Origin of the sequence: Colwellia sp. 5_MG-2023 (assembly GCF_030547795.1) — a bacterium.
GTDB lineage: Bacteria > Pseudomonadota > Gammaproteobacteria > Enterobacterales > Alteromonadaceae > Colwellia.
Map to the genome: position 1 here is coordinate 24,200 of NZ_JAUOPW010000018.1, position 18,925 is coordinate 43,124.

Annotated in this window: 20 protein-coding genes; 8 read left to right on the forward strand and 12 right to left on the reverse strand. The window is 35.1% G+C overall.

Annotated elements, in window-relative coordinates:
- Nucleotides 1–471: 471 nt before the first annotated feature.
- Nucleotides 472–1,026 carry a hypothetical protein gene (locus tag Q4496_RS12390; RefSeq protein WP_303610537.1) on the forward strand — a complete coding sequence of 185 codons (555 nt, stop codon included), beginning with the start codon at nt 472–474 and terminating at the stop codon, nt 1,024–1,026.
- Nucleotides 1,027–1,346: 320 nt separating this feature from the next.
- Here Q4496_RS12390 and Q4496_RS12395 read toward each other — a convergent pair whose 3' ends face one another.
- Together Q4496_RS12395 and Q4496_RS12400 are read right to left on the reverse strand one after the other, a co-directional pair.
- On the reverse strand, nt 1,347–1,712 hold the full coding sequence (locus Q4496_RS12395; protein ID WP_303610538.1) for a cupin domain-containing protein: 366 nt from the start codon (nt 1,710–1,712) through the stop codon (nt 1,347–1,349).
- A gap of 76 nt (nt 1,713–1,788) precedes the next feature.
- Nucleotides 1,789–2,439, reverse strand: a complete 651-nt coding sequence (locus tag Q4496_RS12400; RefSeq protein WP_303610539.1) for a YidC/Oxa1 family membrane protein insertase — start codon at nt 2,437–2,439, stop codon at nt 1,789–1,791.
- A 179-nt stretch (nt 2,440–2,618) separates the two neighbouring features.
- Between Q4496_RS12400 and Q4496_RS12405 the strand changes: the two genes are divergently transcribed.
- Nucleotides 2,619–3,938 carry a M20/M25/M40 family metallo-hydrolase gene (locus Q4496_RS12405; protein WP_303610540.1) on the forward strand — a complete coding sequence of 440 codons (1,320 nt, stop codon included), beginning with the start codon at nt 2,619–2,621 and terminating at the stop codon, nt 3,936–3,938.
- 109 nt (nt 3,939–4,047) lie between these two features.
- On the opposite strand, the gene Q4496_RS12410 is transcribed toward Q4496_RS12405, so the two are convergent.
- Both Q4496_RS12410 and Q4496_RS12415 read right to left on the reverse strand, forming a co-directional pair.
- Nucleotides 4,048–4,764, reverse strand: a complete 717-nt coding sequence (locus Q4496_RS12410) for a Sir2 family NAD-dependent protein deacetylase (RefSeq protein ID WP_303610541.1) — start codon at nt 4,762–4,764, stop codon at nt 4,048–4,050.
- On the reverse strand, nt 4,761–5,777 hold the full coding sequence (locus tag Q4496_RS12415; protein WP_303610542.1) for a kelch repeat-containing protein: 1,017 nt from the start codon (nt 5,775–5,777) through the stop codon (nt 4,761–4,763). The genes Q4496_RS12410 and Q4496_RS12415 overlap by 4 nt, the downstream gene beginning before the upstream one ends.
- A gap of 444 nt (nt 5,778–6,221) precedes the next feature.
- Here Q4496_RS12415 and Q4496_RS12420 point away from each other — a divergent pair, with 444 nt between their 5' ends.
- On the forward strand, nt 6,222–6,530 hold the full coding sequence (locus Q4496_RS12420; RefSeq protein ID WP_252727447.1) for a hypothetical protein: 309 nt from the start codon (nt 6,222–6,224) through the stop codon (nt 6,528–6,530).
- Nucleotides 6,531–6,852: 322 nt separating this feature from the next.
- Here the strand turns inward: Q4496_RS12420 and Q4496_RS12425 are convergent, their stop codons facing one another.
- Entirely contained in the window at nt 6,853–7,149 is a 297-nt protein-coding gene (locus Q4496_RS12425; protein WP_303602539.1) for a hypothetical protein, read from the reverse strand.
- Nucleotides 7,150–7,468: 319 nt separating this feature from the next.
- Between Q4496_RS12425 and Q4496_RS12430 the strand changes: the two genes are divergently transcribed.
- From Q4496_RS12430 to rlmM, 4 genes are read left to right on the forward strand one after another with little or no spacing between them, the layout of a single operon-like run.
- Nucleotides 7,469–8,401: a transcriptional regulator GcvA gene (locus Q4496_RS12430; protein WP_159819514.1), complete on the forward strand. Its 933-nt coding sequence runs from the start codon at nt 7,469–7,471 to the stop codon at nt 8,399–8,401.
- A gap of 58 nt (nt 8,402–8,459) precedes the next feature.
- Complete coding sequence (locus tag Q4496_RS12435; protein ID WP_303610543.1) at nt 8,460–9,119, forward strand: alpha/beta family hydrolase; 660 nt, start codon at nt 8,460–8,462, stop codon at nt 9,117–9,119.
- Nucleotides 9,112–9,534 (forward strand): DUF423 domain-containing protein, encoded by a 423-nt coding sequence (locus Q4496_RS12440; RefSeq protein ID WP_215972753.1) that lies wholly within the window; start codon nt 9,112–9,114, stop codon nt 9,532–9,534. Before Q4496_RS12435 ends, Q4496_RS12440 begins: the two co-directional genes overlap by 8 nt.
- Complete coding sequence (gene rlmM, locus Q4496_RS12445) at nt 9,531–10,610, forward strand: 23S rRNA (cytidine(2498)-2'-O)-methyltransferase RlmM (protein WP_303610544.1); 1,080 nt, start codon at nt 9,531–9,533, stop codon at nt 10,608–10,610. The genes Q4496_RS12440 and rlmM overlap by 4 nt, the downstream gene beginning before the upstream one ends.
- Before the next feature lie 62 nt (nt 10,611–10,672).
- Here rlmM and Q4496_RS12450 read toward each other — a convergent pair whose 3' ends face one another.
- The 6 genes from Q4496_RS12450 to queF form a co-directional block, all read right to left on the reverse strand.
- Complete coding sequence (locus Q4496_RS12450; RefSeq protein WP_215972751.1) at nt 10,673–11,680, reverse strand: isocitrate dehydrogenase; 1,008 nt, start codon at nt 11,678–11,680, stop codon at nt 10,673–10,675.
- 372 nt (nt 11,681–12,052) lie between these two features.
- Complete coding sequence (locus tag Q4496_RS12455; RefSeq protein ID WP_215972750.1) at nt 12,053–12,448, reverse strand: DUF3192 domain-containing protein; 396 nt, start codon at nt 12,446–12,448, stop codon at nt 12,053–12,055.
- A 66-nt stretch (nt 12,449–12,514) separates the two neighbouring features.
- Nucleotides 12,515–13,375 (reverse strand): flap endonuclease Xni, encoded by an 861-nt coding sequence (gene xni / locus Q4496_RS12460; protein WP_215972749.1) that lies wholly within the window; start codon nt 13,373–13,375, stop codon nt 12,515–12,517.
- Nucleotides 13,376–13,377: 2 nt separating this feature from the next.
- Nucleotides 13,378–14,724, reverse strand: a complete 1,347-nt coding sequence (gene ppnN / locus Q4496_RS12465; protein WP_215972748.1) for a nucleotide 5'-monophosphate nucleosidase PpnN — start codon at nt 14,722–14,724, stop codon at nt 13,378–13,380.
- A 63-nt stretch (nt 14,725–14,787) separates the two neighbouring features.
- Nucleotides 14,788–16,383 (reverse strand): GGDEF domain-containing protein, encoded by a 1,596-nt coding sequence (locus Q4496_RS12470; RefSeq protein WP_303610545.1) that lies wholly within the window; start codon nt 16,381–16,383, stop codon nt 14,788–14,790.
- Between the two features lie 535 nt (nt 16,384–16,918).
- Nucleotides 16,919–17,794: an NADPH-dependent 7-cyano-7-deazaguanine reductase QueF gene (gene queF / locus Q4496_RS12475; protein ID WP_215972746.1), complete on the reverse strand. Its 876-nt coding sequence runs from the start codon at nt 17,792–17,794 to the stop codon at nt 16,919–16,921.
- A gap of 56 nt (nt 17,795–17,850) precedes the next feature.
- On the opposite strand from queF, the gene syd reads away from it, so the two are divergent.
- Nucleotides 17,851–18,456 (forward strand): SecY-interacting protein, encoded by a 606-nt coding sequence (gene syd / locus Q4496_RS12480; RefSeq protein ID WP_215972745.1) that lies wholly within the window; start codon nt 17,851–17,853, stop codon nt 18,454–18,456.
- Nucleotides 18,457–18,529: 73 nt separating this feature from the next.
- On the opposite strand, the gene Q4496_RS12485 is transcribed toward syd, so the two are convergent.
- Nucleotides 18,530–18,844 (reverse strand): hypothetical protein, encoded by a 315-nt coding sequence (locus Q4496_RS12485; RefSeq protein ID WP_303610546.1) that lies wholly within the window; start codon nt 18,842–18,844, stop codon nt 18,530–18,532.
- Nucleotides 18,845–18,925: the final 81 nt, after the last annotated feature.

The following is an 18,925-nucleotide window of genomic DNA, read 5'->3' on the forward strand; positions in this document are numbered from 1 at the left end:
TTTACTTTTGAGTTTGGCGTAAATATCTATACAAATGAAAAAACTATTATCTAAATTTTTAAAATCAGAGTTAAAAATAAATATTGTTGTCACGATAATATTTTTAAGTTCTGTTGGTTTAATGTATTTGGGCGTCTTGAAGCCAAAAGGGGTTTATCAGTTACTTGGTTTAACTTTGTTGTTGGTATCCCTTTACCCATTGTGCTTGGTTATCAAAAACAAGTTTATATTTGTAAATTCACACAAAATATTATTGTTTTCGATTAAGGGGCTAAGCTTTTTGGCAATTAATATTGCAATTATTCTGTTGTTTTTATTTGTTGTATTGGATAGCTTTTTTGTATTGTAAACATAACAAGCACTTCAACAAGGACAGATGGTGGTTAGCTCCTACGCTGTGCTTTGGATTATAGTCAACCACCATTAGCCTGTTAGGCTATATATTTCGACCATCGTACTCCGAGGATAAACATGACTGAAAATCAGTTAAAAAAATTGAAATATTACGTGATTGCAATTACCGTATTATTCGTAGCTGGACACCTGTGGTGGGAGCATTTAAATGGTGGAATATTGAGCCATCACTTAATACACCATTCTGATTATCCTGCAATATCAAACTGGTGGGGGCTATTAATTCTCCCATTCTTAGCGTGGCTTTCTATAGCGCGCATAGAAAAACGTACAATTTTTCAATCTGGTGATTCACCAGTAAAAGAAAAAATTTCAAGAGGAATACTTATTGGTTTTTTCGGCATGCTGATTTTAAGTTTTGTGCAGTCATTCAGCTTTAGTGTCGGCTACGAGAGCGTTGCAATTTACTTGTCTTTAGGTTTGGTAGTAGTTGGTTTATTCCTGCCTATATATAGAGCGGAGTGTATTTTTGGTTATGTATTTGGCTCAATAGTTTTTACTGGCGCAATAATTCCGCTCATAGGTATATTGGTAATAGCGGGGATTTCATGGTTTTCTCATGTATGTATAAAGCCATTAGTTTTTCGAGTTATTAGGGCGCAACCGCAGTAGTCTAGCCTAACAATCCTTGTCATTCGGGTCTTCGGCCCCTGCGACGCTCACGAGTTCGCGCGCATGTGCGGGGCGTTGAGGCTGTAGAATTTCTTCAAAAAGACGGATTTACGTCTTTTTTATATTTCTTCAATTGTTTGTTTTTTAAGCTTAAAGCAAGTTTCTCGCTGTGATCTAATAGATATTATTCACTGATAGCAAAATATCATGGCCAATTATAAACCCGAGATATGCGCTTTAGTATTTAAAGATTGACTTAGTCGCGTCATAAGGTCGGGGTTAATTAACCGTTTACCATCTATTTTTCTGCTACGTAATCATTATATCCAAACATCATTTTGGGCAGTAAGTGTACTGTCAGAGTCGCCTGTATTTACAACACCTTTGGGTTCAACAATCATAATTTTACATTCATTGTTGGCAATCGGTTTATGTTCAACACCTTTAGGGATCACAAACATTTCTCCTGAATTTAATGTGACATTACCGTCGCGAAATTCGATGTTAAGTGTACCTTCTATAACAATAAATACTTCATCAGTGTCAGGATGATCATGCCAAACAAAACTGCCTTCAACTTTTACTAACTTAAATTGATAATCATTCATTTCGGCAACAACACGTGGTGACCAATGTTCGGTAAACTTCGTGAACTTATCCTTAAAATTAATTATATCGTTATTCATGTTTATTTATCCTATTTAATGATCGACCGTATTAAAGTGACATTGTTAGCTTAGCCTAACAATGAGCTTATAAATGTTAAATAGTGTTGCCTGCTTCCTGTTGATGAAAGTAGCGATTAAGTGCCAATGATTGCAGTAAACTGGTAACGCTTGAGGTTGCCCAATATAAACCGATAGCAGATGGAAAATTGATTAAGGTAATAATACAAATAATTGCGGGAATAACAAATAACAAGGTGCTAGTTTGTTCTGCGCTACCGGGCATCACAACCATAGAAAAATAAGTAATAACGCCAACAAGTAATGCCAATGCTACGTCAGGTTTTGCAATATTAACAATCCAAGCAAACTTACTATTAAAGATTACTTGTTGAAGAGCTTGAAACATACCTAATCCAAATACACCTTGGCTTGCTATATTCATCACACTATTTTTATCTAAAAATTTAATATTGTGTTTTTTATATAATGCCATGGTACGTTTAGCTATTTCATTCGGGCTATCTTTATGTGTCGCTTTTATTTTTTCTAATTCAGGTTTTATCGCCGCCATGGCTTTCTTGTTTTTATACATATTTGCCATAGCGAAAATATTAACAGGCATTAATATTAAGCGGCCTATAAGCGTCACACAAATGATTGCTATCGCCTCACTAATACCTGCTTCATAAGTAACAAACTCGATAGACTGTACAATAAACGCTATAAATATATTCCAAATATCCATTTTAATAACTCACTAGTGCGACATAATATGTCAAAATAGCTCTTATGACATATTATGTCAATGTGTTTTGTTAAACTATTTTATGTTTTACTGTTGTATCACCGATGCATAATTTCTATTGAATACTATGTACTTTTGCTTCATATTTAATACACTTTTTACTTCTATATTATGCTGTTATGTCATTTTTAAAATTTAGCCACAGACTCATTATTACGCTTGCATGTACGTTACCACTGACAAGTTACGCTGAACTTGATGAAAACGAAAAACAAATAGTCAAGCAGGTTGAAATCAATGTTCCCCAAGCGATCCAACAAATAGAACAAGCTGTAAATATTAATAGTGGTTCACTGAATATTGAAGGTGTTAAAAAAGTAGGTAAGCTTGCAAGCGAACAGTTAGCTGCAATTGGATTTAAAGTAGAATGGCTTGATGGCAGTGCATTCAAGCGAGCAGGGCATGTACTTGCAACACATGAAAGTAGAAATCCCAGCGCAATAAAAATACTGATGATCGGCCATCTTGATACAGTTTTTGCAAAACATGATGATTTTACTACTTATAAACAACTTGGAGCTAATCAAGCTAGCGGTCCAGGCGTTGCTGATATGAAAGGCGGTAATACCATAATAATTACCGCGCTTAAAAGTTTACAAGCCCTTAATTTACTTGAGAACGTTAGCATAAAAGTATTACTGACGGGTGATGAAGAAAGTAGTGGTCGCCCATTAAATTTATCTAAAAAAGCAATTGTTGACGCGGCTGAGTGGGCCGATGTAGCGCTTGGTTATGAAAATGGCGATAATAATATTAAAACCGTAATGGCTGCTCGACGAGGTTATGTTGGCTGGAGACTAAATATAAGTGCAGCTGCGGCACATTCATCACAAATTTTTAGTGAAAATGTCGGGTATGGTGCTATTTACGAAGCATCACGCATTTTAAATAGCTTTAGAGAGCAACTTGCAACACAACCTAATTTAACCTTTAATCCAGGGTTAATTGTAGGTGGCACTAACGCTGACTACGATAGCGTTAATTCATCAGCGACAGCATTCGGTAAAAGTAATGTGATAGCTCAAACGGTACATGTCGCTGGCGATTTACGCGCGCTTTCACCTGAGCAAGTCGAAAAAACAAAAAAAGTAATGCAGCAAATTGTGGCTAAAAATTTAAATGGTAGTAAAGCTGAACTGGTTTTTGAAGACGGTTATCCGCCAATGGCGTTGACTGAAGGGAATAAAAAACTATTAGCATTATACAGCGAAGCTAGTCAAAATTTAGGCTACAACAAGGTGGTCGCAGCTAACCCTAGAAATGCTGGCGCAGCCGATATTTCGTTTGCTGCCAACCATGTTGATATGGCACTCGACGGTTTAGGGTTAATGGGAAGTGGCGCACATACTAAAAACGAAAAAGCCGACTTAACCAGCCTTGACAAAAACATAAAAAAAACAGCATTACTTATTTATAGACTTGCAAATCTAAAACGATGAATTTAAGTTTCAGCATAAAAAGTGCTCATAATTAGGTTAACTAAAACCACTTGTTGAATTTATACTCTGTAAAATATTTTCTGATAAGTGGTTTAAGTAAATAAGTAAGTTAAGAGTTTTGAATATACTCAAGTGCACTCATTTTTTTATAACTAACATTTGAGTGCAAAATATGAACAGGGTTTGGATCAACAACTTCAACGGCTATATTGTAATTACGCGCAATATCTAAAGCCATTTGCGTAATATTCACACTAAATGATGTCCCCATAAATACTATTTTATCGGCGTCTCTCATTCGTTTTTGCGCTTCACTTATTCTGTAAAGTTCGGTGTAGTATTCATCAAATAAAAGTACAAAGGGCTTATAAGATTGATTAAGTACAGGCGCTTTTTCTTGAATATTAAATATGTCAAATAAAGAGGCATGTAAACGGCTTTCATCAACACTTTCCCATGGTGCATTGAGTGGTGTTACATCTTCGCTTTGCTCATGAAATAGCGTCATTTGGTCGAGTCTGCCATGAATAGCAATGTAGTTTTTATTACCAGCTTTACCGTCAAGCCCATCAATATTTTGTGTTATTACGTTTTTATCACTTAGCCAATGGTGAACATCATTTGGGCCATGATTGCGGTAAGTTGCAAAGCGATGATAATACCAAGCTAAAAACTCTTTTGGTGAATTTTCATACATTGCTCTAGTCGCCATTTCCATCGGAGTATAATTTTTACTACCTATAGTCCAATAGCCATCTTCGCCTCTAAAAGTGGGAATTCCACTCGCTGCACTTACTCCTGCACCTGTAATGTATAGTGTATTCACTTTTCTACCTCATAACCTAGTACGTCAGCTGTTACTTGTTGTTTGTCATTCATACCACCAATACGATATAAAATACCGTTGTGTTCAAGCAATCCACGGTGATCCATACTGGGTATCTTAGTAGGTGATAATGTTTTCCATTCATTTTTTTCTATATTAAAACGCCATACATGATTGCTTGCGGGGGCAGGTTTACCATTATAACCAATGCCATTATAGTTATAAGGCGTATTAGAGCCGGCTAGCATGTAAATGTCATTGTTGTAATTAGTTGCAGCCATACGGTAATGTGCGCTGCCAGTTGGGTGCGGCAAGGTGCGCCAGTCTATTTTTTGGGGATTAACGGGGTCAATTGTACCTTTTAAACACTGTGCTAAACCTTTAAATGAACGCCGAGAATCAGGATTTGCTTGAGTTTTTACACCATCACAAACAACAATAGTATTGCCACTAATGGCAGCTGCCTGCCCAAATACAGGTTCACCTAAAAATGGCGAAGCTTGTTGCCATGTATTGGTTTGAATATCATAAATTTGTACTAAATTTACGTTCCCATCATTATGCCAGCCACTAATTAAATATATGTAACGAGCTTTATAGCTTAGTGCTACGCTATCATCTACTGGAACAGGCATACTTGCTAGCTGTGTATATGTGTTTTTTATTACGTCGTATTTATAAACATCAGGGCTTGAAACTTCATTGTGATCGCTCGCTACGGTATAGCCACCAAATATGTAGGCATATTCTCCTAACCCAACAGCAGTGCTCGCTAAACGTCCTTTTATTGTTAAACTTGAAGGCACGTTAGCTTTTGCTTGCCATTGTTCATCACCTATTCTTAGTGCCCATACTTTATTGTGTACATCGTTATATTGTTTATTTTTACTTAATCCCATAAAGCTTAAAAAATAGGTGTGGTTTTGTGAGGTAACTTTGGCAACAGCATTATTGGTAACGGGTTCAGATAAAGGGGGAAGGGTTGATAACGCAAGAGATAAAAAAAGGCTCATAAGATAAAAAATTTACTAGTAATTTATATGCTTAGGTTAAATTATTTTTTCATTACGAGAAAGTCTTATTATTGTAAATTGGCTAAACGACTTCCCTTAAATTTAGGTTAAAAAATTAAAGTTATAATGAAATTGATAACCTAAAACCATTAAATCCAATAATGGCACGATTTTAGCTTTTTTATTTTTATGCTATATCAAACAGGAATCAGACAGATGAAACCATACGTACCAATTATTGTTGATGTTGAAGCCTCTGGATTCGGTTCTTTAAGTTATCCCGTCGAAATAGGCATAGCCTTACCTAATGGTGAGCGATACTGTTCACTGATAGCCCCAGATCCTACATGGCTACATTGGGATCCTGAAGCTGAAGCTCTTCACGGCCTGAGTAGAGACAAACTAATTACAAATGGAAAAAGCCCCAAAGAAGTGTGCCAGAGCTTGAACGCGCTACTAAAAGGGGAAACACTTTACTCTGACGGTTGGACTGTCGACTACCCCTGGATACGTACTTTATTTCAAGCTGGTCGAGAAGATATTACTTTCAGAGTAAGTGCATTGGAAATGGTACTAAAAGAGGAAGACTTCTTGAGTTGGGACAAAACCAAAGCAATGGTTCGTGAGAAAATTGGCGCAGGTCGACACCGTGCAAGCTGGGATGCCAGAGTTATACAAGAGACATTTTTAGAGCTGCAATCACAAAAGAAAAAGGTAGGCTTTGCCCCAACAGAGAACACTTTCGTCGACTAATGCACTGTAAGTGTTCAGGATTTAGTTTTTAGAAGTTGCTACGCCAAAAGCTTATTACAGTAATTAATATTGGTTCGTCGCTTCAAACCTTTGTGCTCACAGTAATCTGTTAATACTTCATTGTGTCCTACCAACACTTTGAGCGACTGACTCCTACATGTTGCTGACTTTAACAAGTAGCAATGATCATATCGTTAGCGAGATTGGTATTAACCTACTCAATAAGTTAGCAGATAAAGAAAGGGCGTAATACAATGCGTATTACGCCCTTTTTTATTTAAATGTGCGAGCATTTATCGGTTATTTTATCAGTAAGTCGTACTTACTCACTCATAATATTGTTTTTGCTTAGCGTTATTACTTCGCTTTGATTCGCAACAACTCTTTCTTTCGCTATCATCTCACTAGCATTATCTTGTATAGTGCTAGGGGTGATAGTAATAGTTGAAAATGTTACGGCTAAGTTAGCTTGTGCTTGGTTAATCAAGCTTTCTTGTTTAATCGGCTCTGCTTTAATTAAGTCAGAGGCTTGGGCAATTGATGCTAATCCAGAAGCAAAATAAACCATTACGGCTGATGTAGCTACAATAGCTAGTTTATATATGTTAATACTTTTCATGTCTTATTCCTATTTGACCTAATAATAAATTTTTCGTTGGTGCCATCTTTTCGGCTGATAGATTTATTAGGACTTTCCTCGCGCTTGCTCTTTTTCGCAATATGCAAGCAGAGATAAAATAGCACTGCTCACACTTTTTGTTAGAACCTTGAGATGATGTCCTTCATCTATTGGCGCTATAATACTTAAAAAAGCATAGAATTTAAAACGACAAATAATCATGTTATTCATTAGAAAAACTAATGAATAGTTGGTATGCTGTGTTCTAAATAATTTATGTGTAAATTCACTTTTATATTAATATGGAATCAGGTGTAACTTGGCTAGTAGATTACCACCATTAAACGCATTGCGTGCATTTGAAGCATCGGCTAGGCAGTTAAGTTTCACGCGAGCAGCAGAGGAGTTGTTTGTTACTCAAGCAGCTGTAAGCCACCAGATCAAAGCACTGGAAGAGCATTTAGGTATTAAATTGTTTATGCGAAAAAATCGTTCTTTATTATTGACGGAAGAAGGGCAGTCATATTATTTAGATATAAAAGATATTTTTAATTCACTCTATGATGCAACTGAAAGGTTACTTGCTCGTGGTGCTAAAGGGGCTATTACGGTTAGTTCACAAGCAAGTTTTGCCATACAATGGCTTGTGCCACGTCTTAGTGCTTTTAACGCCTTACACCCCGATATTGATGTGCGAATAAAAGCGGTAGATCAAGCTGAAAACTCACTCACTGAAGATGTTGATGTCGCTATTTATTATGGTCGCGGTCGTTGGCCGAATATTCATGCCGATAAATTACATACTGAGTATTTAATTCCTGTTTGTTCTCCTTTACTACTGCAAGAAGGGGCGGCGAGTGGTAAACCGCCATTATTATCGTTAGATGACTTACAACATCATACCTTATTGCATGATACGTCGCGTAGAGATTGGAAGCGTTGGTTTAAGCAAGTAGGTGTTAAGGGAACTAATGTGAATCATGGTCCTATTTTTAGTCACTCTGCTATGGTAGTTCAAGCTGCTTTATATGGTCAAGGTGTAGCATTAGCCTATAGTGTATTAGCGAAACCGGATATTGATTCTGGGCGCTTAATTTGTCCCTTTAATGATGTATTAGTTAGTAAAAATTCATATTTTGTTGTCTGTCGTGAATCTCAAAAAGATATAGGTAAAATAGAAGCGTTTAGGGATTGGTTACTTGATATGGTTGAATCAGAGCAAGAGCAAGTTAAAAATGGTCAAATTACGTAAGGTATTCAACTCAATTTTACTTAGTGAAAAATTTTATCCACCGGAGTAACAGGCGACAATGATAAGTAAGCTAGAAAATAATGTTGATAATCCTATCGCACAAATTATATTTGCTCATGGTGCTGGCGCAGATATGCATCATGATTTTATGCAGCAAATAACTGATTTATTTAATCAGGTTAACATTAATGTATTAAGATTCAATTTTCCTTTTATGGATAAACGTATTGCGCTTGGAAAGCGTTATCCGCCTGATAGAATGCCAAAGCTAATTGAGTGTTATAAAGACGTTATTAATGACTTAGTCACTACAACTAAGAGCGTTAAACCGTTACCTTTATTTATTGGCGGTAAATCAATGGGTTCTCGTGTTGCAGCAACCTTAGCAAGTGATGATGATATTTTACATAAAATACAAGGTGTCTTTTGTTTAGGCTATCCGTTTCATCCAGCTAAAAATACTGAAAAATTGCGATTGGAGCCATTAAAAGAGACACAAAAAAAAGTGCTAATAGTACAAGGTGAACGTGATGCCTTAGGCTCTGAAGATGAAATTATGAATTATGAGTTATCTAACTTGTGTCAGTGCGTTTTCTTAAACGACGGCGATCATAGTTTAAAACCAAGAGTGAAATCAGGATTTACCCACGCTCAACATATGCAAAGTTCAGTTAACATTATCAAACAGTTTATTCAGGAAAATACCCAAAATGAATAAAGAGGCGCAAATAGGACATCATAAGACGAGTATAATAAAATATTTAATGATTTTTGTTGGCGTTAGTGGCTGCTTTTCTGTACTATTCGGCGCTTGGCTTGCTCACGCAGGACAGGCGTTATCTGTTAACGTGCAATCAACATTAAAAACAGCATTACAATATCAGTTATTTCACACTTTAGCTCTTTTAGCAGCATTAATTTGGGCTATAACTAACTTACCCATTAGAAAACCCTCTAATATATTGTTAGCTGCTTGTGCCGGTTTTGTGATTGGTATTATGTTTTTTAGCGGTGGCATTTATATTAAAACATTTTTCAGTTTTCCCATTATTGGTAAACTAACGCCATTTGGCGGAATATCATTGGCAGTTGCTTGGTTACTCTTGTCAATTGAAGGTAAAAACAACTTATGACTTCTATCGTATTATATTGTCGACCAGGCTTTGAAAAAGAGTGTGGCGCTGAAATTCAAGAAAAAGCCGCATGGAATGAAATGTATGGCTATTTAGAGTTAAAAAAGAATCAAGGCTTAGTCTTTTTTCATCTACAAGTATCAGAGCATGGTGAAGCTTTATTAAAAAAATTGCCACTTAAACGTCTTATTTTTACACGTCAATGGTTTGTGACCTTAACTGAAAAGATTGACTTACCGGATTATAATCGCGTTGAAGCTATTGTTGAGTCATTAGGAAATGAATGGCAGTATGATGATCTGCGCATGGAAATGCCAGACACGAATGATGGTAAAGAATTAAGTAAATTTTGTCGGAAATTGGCGGTACCATTACGACAAGGACTTCGTAAAGCAAAGATATTAACGAATAAAAAAACTGACTTTAAAGCAGAGGAAGGCGGTGCGGTATTACATGCTTTGTTTTTATCTGGCCAAGAAGTTATTTTAGGGTTTTCATTGGCAGATAATAGTTCGCCGCATGTTATGGGAATTCCGCGTCTTAAATTTCCAAGCCAAGCCCCTAGTCGCTCGACCTTAAAACTTGATGAGGCCTTTCTATACTTCATTCCGCGAGAAGAATGGGATACTCGTTTAACTTCAGGAATGAATGCTGTTGATTTAGGCTCTGCGCCTGGAGGATGGACCTACCAACTTGTGCGTCGAGGCATGATGGTTACTGCTATTGATAATGGTCCTATGGCTGAATCATTAATGGAAACAGGGCAAGTAAAGCATAAAATGATGGATGGTTTTAAATACCTTCCAATGAAGAAAAATGTTTATTGGCTTGTTTGTGATATGATTGAGAAACCACAAAAGGTTGCTAAATTAATGAGTGAATGGCTATTAGATGGTCATTGTAAAGAAGTTATGTTTAATTTGAAGTTACCTATGAAAGGTCGTTACCAGCAAGTAAATGAAGATTTACAAACAATTAAAGATGCGTTTGCTAAGCATCAAGTGAAGTATGAATTATATGCAAAACATTTGTATTATGATCGTGAAGAAGTCACGGTGCATGCAAGACTAATCTAGTAATCTAGTTGAAAGTTGCGAGTAATATATACTCGCAACTTATTTTTACTTTAAGCTTTTATCTATAGTCTTTCTAATAAAGCTTCAGTGAAATCAGTTGTACCATGCGTACCACCTAAATCACGTGTAGTACGATCGCCAGTAGCAATAACATCAGTTAACGCGTTTCTGATTTTTTCTGCTTTATCGCTCATTTCTAAATATTCAAGCATTTGTAATGCAGCTAAAATAACAGACGTTGGGTTAGCTAGGTTTTTACCTGCAATATCCGGAGCACTACCATGAACAGCTTCAAAGATTGCACAATCTTCACCAATGTTTGCACCAGGAGCCATACCTAAACCACCAACTAAACCAGCACATAGATCAGATAATATATCACCGAACAGGTTAGTAGTAACAATAACGTCAAATTGTTCTGGATTCATTACTAACTGCATACAACAGTTATCAACTATCATTTCAGTTGATTCAATGTCAGGGTAGCGTGCTGCTACTTCACGAGCTACTTTTAAAAATAGTCCTGATGTTGACTTTAAAATGTTAGCTTTATGTACCGCTGTTACTTTTTTACGACCTTCTTTGCGAGCTGTTTCATAAGCGAAGGTTAAGATTTTTTCAGCACCGTCACGAGTAACGATACTCATAGCTTCTGCTTGTGTTCCATCTTCAGAAACCGTTTGACCTGCACCAGAATACATACCTTGAGTATTTTCACGTACAGTTAAAATATCAATGTTTTCATAACGTGCTTTTGTGCCTTTAAAAGACAAAACTGGACGTAAGTTTGCGTAAAGCTTAAATTGTTTACGTAAAGTAACATTAATTGAAGTAAATCCTTCACCAACTGGTGTAGTTAATGGACCCTTTAATGTTATTTTGTTTTTTTCGATAAGATCCATGGTTTCTTGTGGCACCAATTCGCCATGGTTTTCTAATGCAGTTAGGCCCGCATCGGCAAATTCATAGGTAAAGTCACAACCAGCTTTATCTAAAACTTTAATTGTTGCTTCTATAATGCTTGGGCCAATCCCGTCGCCAGGGATTACTGTAATAGTTCGTTTGGTCATTTTTTTTGCCTTGTGATAAAAGGGAGATACTAAGCTTTAAGTATTTAATAAATAATGTTATTTATTGTTCATAACGTATTAACTAGAGATAATTATCTAATTAATACGTCTATGGTGTGCTTTATATCATGTAAGTATTTGTGATACGTATTCGATATTTCTATTTGCAATATTCATGCGATGAATGACCAGTAAAGTGGTCATATATAGAGCTAAATAAAACGACTCTAAAAGGTAATCCAGAGTGTATCAAGTTTACGTTAGTCTACATTTAACGATTTATTATAGCATATTGGATGAATATATTAGATTATGTTTTTATTAAAAAATTTAATTAAACACAGTGTTAATATTTCAAAAAAACGATAAAAACTATTGATAACTTTCAATAATTCCCCAGTTTTTAGGATAATTATCTCCTAAACCAATTTCTTTAAGGGCGCCGTTGACAAATAATAAGAAAGTACACTCATCTTGCGTGGTAATGCCATCAGACTTTACATGCTGTGTACGATAAAACATTACTTGAAATTTATCTGCTGCAACTTTTTTAGCTTCGGTAATATCTGGGCTACCAAGTTGTTCTATTGCTTGCTCAAAAGTGAACTGTTCAAGTTGTAATTTTGCTATAAATTGTTTGTTATAAGCTTCCCTGTCTTCCCATTGCATTTTATCAGGACTATCATCATAAAATGAAACAACGAGTAAAACGAAAATTCCGTATGCGGCTAATGCAAGAAATATACGAGTAATAACCTTTTTATTCATTGTGCCTCTTGTCTTATTATTTTTTTATAAATTGTTATTGAAATGATAACTAGTTATTGATTTAGTTTAAAGTGCTTCTTGTTTATTTAGTTTATTGCCATATTCGGGGTTAGTTTTTTTTAACCTAATATCTTTAAGGTTAAAGCCTAGGGGAATACTTCGTTTAAGTGTGAGTAACTTTCTACTTAATGTAATTTGTTCTTCACTTGCATCGAGTTTCTCTTTGATAGAGGGTTTAAGATCATTACTGGTCAGAATGGCATTAAGGGAGCTATATTCATTGAGTAAGTTAGCCGCGGTAATTTGACCAATACCTGCAACGCCAGGGATCTTATTTGTGTTATCACCTGTTAATGTCCAAAGATCAACTAACTGTGTTGGTTTTATATCAAACTTTTCTTTAACATAGGTTTCGTCTAAGTAACGACGATTGAAATAATCATAAATATTAATGTTCGGACTTAATAATGGGAGAAAGCCTTTATCGGTAGAAACAATCGTGGCATTTTGTCCATGTAATGCCATTTTAGTTGCCAATGTTGCGATCAGATCATCTGCTTCATCTTCTTCAGACAGTAATGAATCAACACCTAAGTTAAGGAAGGCATCCTGGATATTGGGAAGCTCATCAGCTAAGTGGCGAGACATTTTCTTCCTGCCTTTTTTATAGTCAGGGTATAGCTTGTAACGCCAACAAGGGTTTTGACTATCAAATACCGCTAGCGCGTGACTAGCTTGATGAGAGCTCAAGATGTTTTCCAATGCTTTGTTACAGGCTTGTTGGGTGTTAAATAATACTTGTTGCTGTGTTTTTTCTGCTAATTCACCATCAAGTTGATTTTTACTTTGGACAAATGGGCGCTCTTGAACGGCATAAATTCGTCGGATTAAGTTAAGGGCATCAATTAATACTAAATGAGCTGACACGTTTACCCCTCTAATACTTTATAACAAGGTATATATTTACTGCCGGGTAATTTCATTCGTTCTTGGTCAACAAATGAAGAGAGCAATTTATCCATTAATGTCATAATTTTTTTGTCTCCTGATATTTGAAAAGGCCCATGCTCTCTAATCGCTTTTATACCATCCGATTTTACATTTCCGGCTACAATACCAGAAAATACACGACGTAAATTTGCAGCAAGCTCAGCAGTAGGTAAGTCATGACTAATATTCAACTCAGACATGTTTTTATGATTTGCTTCAAATGGTTGTTGAAAATCATGCTCGATAACTAAAGACCAATTGAAGTGAAAAGCATCTCCTGTTTTTGTGCGATAGGCAAGCACTTCTTTTAATTTGATTGACATAACTTGTGCTACTTTTTCTGCATCATCAATAATTATTTGATAAAGGTTTTGTGCTTTTTTACCTAATGTAGCGCCGATGAACTCATCAATTTCTTTAAAATATTCACGGGCACTTTCTGGGCCAGTTAAGATAATAGGTAATATTTGATTTTTATTTTCTTCATTTAACAAAATACCTAATATGTAAAGGAGCTCTTCAGCGGTTCCTGCGCCACCTGGAAAAATAATGAGACCATGTGACATTCGTACAAATGCTTCTAAACGTTTTTCTATATCTGGCATAATGACAAGTTCATTTACGATAGCATTAGGTGGCTCTGCTGCGATAATGCTTGGCTCTGTTAAACCAATATATCGACCAGCTTTATTTCGTTGCTTAGCATGGCCAATTGTTGCACCTTTCATTGGACCTTTCATGGCACCTGGCCCACAACCAGTACAAATATTAAAGTCACGCAACCCTAGCTGATAGCCGACAGATTTAGTATATCTATACTCATCATTTTTAATTGAATGACCACCCCAACAAGTAATTAAACGAGCTTCGGTCTCAGGTAAAATAGTATTGGCGTTTCTCAATATACCAAAAGTCGCGTCAGTTAGAGAGTCAGGTGCACAATGCATATTTTGGTAAGGATTGTGTATATATAAAATATCACGGAGAACAGCAGATAAATGTTCGCGAATACCTCTAATTATTTTACCATCAACAAAGGCATTTGCAGGTGGGTTTTTAAGGTCAATTTTAACACCTCGCTCACGCCTGAGTACTTCTATCGTAAAATCTTTATGTTGCTGATAAATCACTTCTGCATCATCGGTATGACTCCCCGCATTAAGTACTGCGAGTGAGCAACTTCGATAAAGATTGTAAAGTTCGCTAGTTGAAGACTGTTGAAGTTGATCCACTTCTGCTTGCGACAGTATATTCATGTTTCCGACAGGGTTAAGCTGAGTATGCATGTAAAATTCCTTTGTTTCTCTTCGGCTTTGGAACGACCAAGACTGTATGAGTTGTGCTTTTAATTAAGCGTAAATAACTTGGTTTTTACCTTGGGTTTTAGCTTTGTACATGGCTTCATCGGCGCGCTCAAATGCGGTATGTATATTATCCTCTTGAGATATATGGGTAGCCCCTATAGATAAGGTGATGCTTACTTTATTATCTTTAAATTTGAAAGGTAAAATGGAAACATTCTTATTTAAAAAGTTTAATTCTTTAACTAATTCATCTTCTTTATGATTTTTATAAATCAATACAAACTCTTCTCCACCATAACGTGCAATAAAGGCATCTTTATCAGCCTTCTTTTGTATCGTATTGGCGATAACCTGCAAGGTTTTATCACCAGCTGTGTGGCCATAATTATCATTGATACTTTTAAAGTCATCTATATCGATAACAGCAAGTGCTAAATTAAAAGGTTTATGATGGAAAGCAACCATCGCTTGAGTAAAATATTCATCAAAAGCGGCACGATTACTTAATTTGGTTAAAGCATCTTGCATACTTTTACGCTTTTGTTCGGCTAATTTACTTTCATATTCTTTACTTTTTTCTTCAAAAGCTTCTACTTTTTTAACCATTTTACTTAATTGGCTAGCCAGTTCTTCCTGGTTTTGTAGCTCTAGCTTTGTTTTTTTCTCTAATGTTTTTGCTATACTAATTATCTTACCATTGATATCAACTTTAACTTGTTCTAACGAAAGTGCTGTTTTGACCGAGCCAGCCATATCTAATAATTGACCTTGCAATTTTTGATTAATTTTAAGGTTAGTGTCTTGTGCGGTCTTACATGTCGAAAGTGTTTCTTTTACCGCATGCTGTACTGTCGTTAATGTTTCACTTAAGGTATTTAAAAAGTGTTTTGCACTATTTCGTTCATGCTGTAAATCGGCAAATATTACATCAAATATTTCAATAAATCGTAATAACACATCATCATGAGTTGTGTCTTTTAGCAAATTTTTATTAATTTCCAATAATTCTTTACTGTACTGAGTAGAGAGCTGTAATTTACTTAAGCAACTGGATATTTTACCAATAAGCACGCTATTAATAGCCGATGTTGCGTTTGTTGTAGTGCTAATATCTTGTGTTAATTCTTTGGCGGTATTTGATGATGAAACACTTGATTTTGATTGTAGAGCAATACTATAAAAAGCTAAAAGCTTACTTACAAGAGGAGCATATTGAGTGATACTTTCTTTGGTTGACTGACTTTCTTGTAACAAGGTTCGTAATTTTCTCCGCAAGTCACTCGGTAATCCCTGTACTTTTTGTAAACTCTGTCCAGCGCTATTAAACTGAGTATGCAATTGAGAAATATTTTTTTTATTGGTTGTCGTTTGTTGTTGTAATAACGTTGATATTTCATTAATTTTTAATTCAATATCAGATACTGGCGCTGATTTTGTCAACAATATTCGAAGTTGAGCGAGTCGATTATCTAATTTTATATCGACGCCTTTGGATACTTGAGATAGTTTATTAATAAATTCTATTAGCATACTAGATTGCGCTTTAAAGTCTTCTTCAAGTGAAGCTCTAGATGCTATTGCTGCATTAAGTTTTTTTTGTAACACTTTTGATTCATTAACAGCAACAGTTTTAGTATTCATATCCTTAGTTAATCCTTCTATTTTATCTTTTTTTACTAAGCAATTTGATTATGCCCTTAATTATTAATAATTTACAGTAACAACAACATTATCAATAGATTTATTATAAATTATGTGTAAACACATGACTATACTGACTTAATCAGATTCACGTTTGCTTAACGTAAATTAAGCCGTTAAATTACAATAATATTATTTACTACTTTCTACTTTATAAGAAGTTTAGTTGAAAATTATTAAAATATCCCTGTTATTTTGAACGGTTTTATTATTGATTATTACCTTTTTAAAGTATCGATAACAAGCTTACGTTTTATACAGTATTGGTAAAGGCTAATGAGGTAGCGATCGATATAATGGTTAGCCAAACGTAATATAGCTATGTTAATTTTGATATTAATTTTGACAGATTTAATACCAATCAAGCTACCTTTTATTTACCTCAATGGAGCTGGCAATATGCAACCTTATAAAAATATGTAACAGATCATGGAATAGAAACTTAATTTAACACTGATAATTAATATTGTGAGTGTTACTGCCTTAAGGTTCTTGCTGTTGGAGCACAAGCTATATGTGTGCTTCTAAAAGGGTTTATATCTAATCCGCCACGACGAGTATAACGAGCAAATACCGTTAATTTTGATAATTGACAATATTCTTGTAAATCACAAAATATTCGTTCAACACATTGTTCATGAAATTCATTATGTTGACGAAATGATATTAAGTATTGTAATAAAATACTGTGATCTATCGGAGCGCCTTCATAACTAATATAAACACTTGCCCAATCAGGTTGATTGGTAATTAAACAATTAGACTTTAATAAATGGCTAACAAGGTTTTCGCTTTCTGTTTTGGCAGAAGAGGCTTCTGAAGTTATGTCTGTTTGCGCATATTTTAGTAGCTCAGCTGTATATTGATAATTATCTACGGTGATATCAGCTTCATCAATACAAATAACGTCTTTATCACTCACTTTAATGGCCAGAGCAGGGCATTGCTCAACTGGGAATAAAGTTACTAGTGCTTGAGCACCTGCGGTTGCAGATAAATCTTTAATCAATATATTTTTAACTTCGTCAAAACTAGAGAATTTACTTTGGTTAAAGCTATTCAAATATAATTTAAATGATTTTGACTCGACTAAATTCGGGCTTGTGCAAGGAAAACGAAATTCTGCGACAGCGACAATAGGTTTGCCTTTATTATTTAACCAAGATAATTCATATCCGTACCAAACATCTTCACCTATAAAAGGTAATGTATTTGAAACAAGTGATAAATCATCTCTATTTAAGCTTCTTGGTACACCTTGTAATAGATTTGGGTTATATTCACTACAATATTCGGTTGCTTTACCAAGCGTTAAATTTTTTAATTCTTTTGAATTTTGGTAGGTTGCCATAATTTTCTTATTTTATATGAAACTTCATAGACTATTTTAAAGGATCTCTGAATTAGATGACATCATCAAATCAAACTAAACTCAATTTAGTAGACATTTTGCAACAATTTTCTAAGCAGTATGTAAAAAATTATCAAAACACCTATTCTCACCCTCCGAAAGTAGAGCAAGACGAGCAATGGCTTTCACCTTGTGAAGATGCATACACTGACATGTCCACTGAATACAAAGCGCTATCTTCGGGGGAAGTCTATTGGCGACCGGTTAATATAGAAAAGGTGCAAGAGTTAAACTTTGATAATGTTGAAACCGCTTTAGAAATGACTTTGCACCCAGATATCAAAACATACTTTACGACTTTATACAGTGAAAATCTTGATGCTACCTGTGAAGAAGGTAATTTATCTTTGTTATTTGCGTGGAATCGGGATGACTTTCAGCGCTTACAAGAGAACTTGATTGGCCATATTTTAATGAAGCAGAGGTTGAAACAAGCTGAAACTGTTTTTGTTGCTGTCACGGATGAAGAAGATATGATCATCTCAGTTGAAAATGACACTGGAACAGTGTGGGTTGAGCGTGTTGGATGTAAGCCTCATAAAAAGCTAGCTGATTCACTTGCTGAGTTTATAAACACACTGACCCCTATAGTGCCTCAATAGTAATAGCGCGACCTTAATATAATGAGTAATATTAAGGTTAAAAGCACATGTTATTAATTCACCACTTAAGTAATTATTTAAGTAGTTGTTTTATAAGGGCTTTTAATTCTAATACTTCTTCTTTTAAACTTGTTAATTCATCACGGACGTCTTTCTCAAAAGATCTTTTTTCTGTTGGTGGATTATCCGTTTTACATTCAACATCAGTATGCTTTTCTTCAGGTAACGAGATAAAGCTTGGTTCATGCTGCCAATTTTTTAATACTGATATTATGGTAGGTAAAGGAACTTTTTTATTTAACTTGGTTTTAATTAGTGCAACGCTTGGTTTATTGCCTTCATTTGCTATTTTATTAGCAACGATTGAAATTTCATCATTTATTGTCATTTTGATTAATTGTCTTTGTAATATTCACTATATTTTAGCCAATGTTACTATTTATGTCAGTTGTTATTTTTAGTTGTTCTA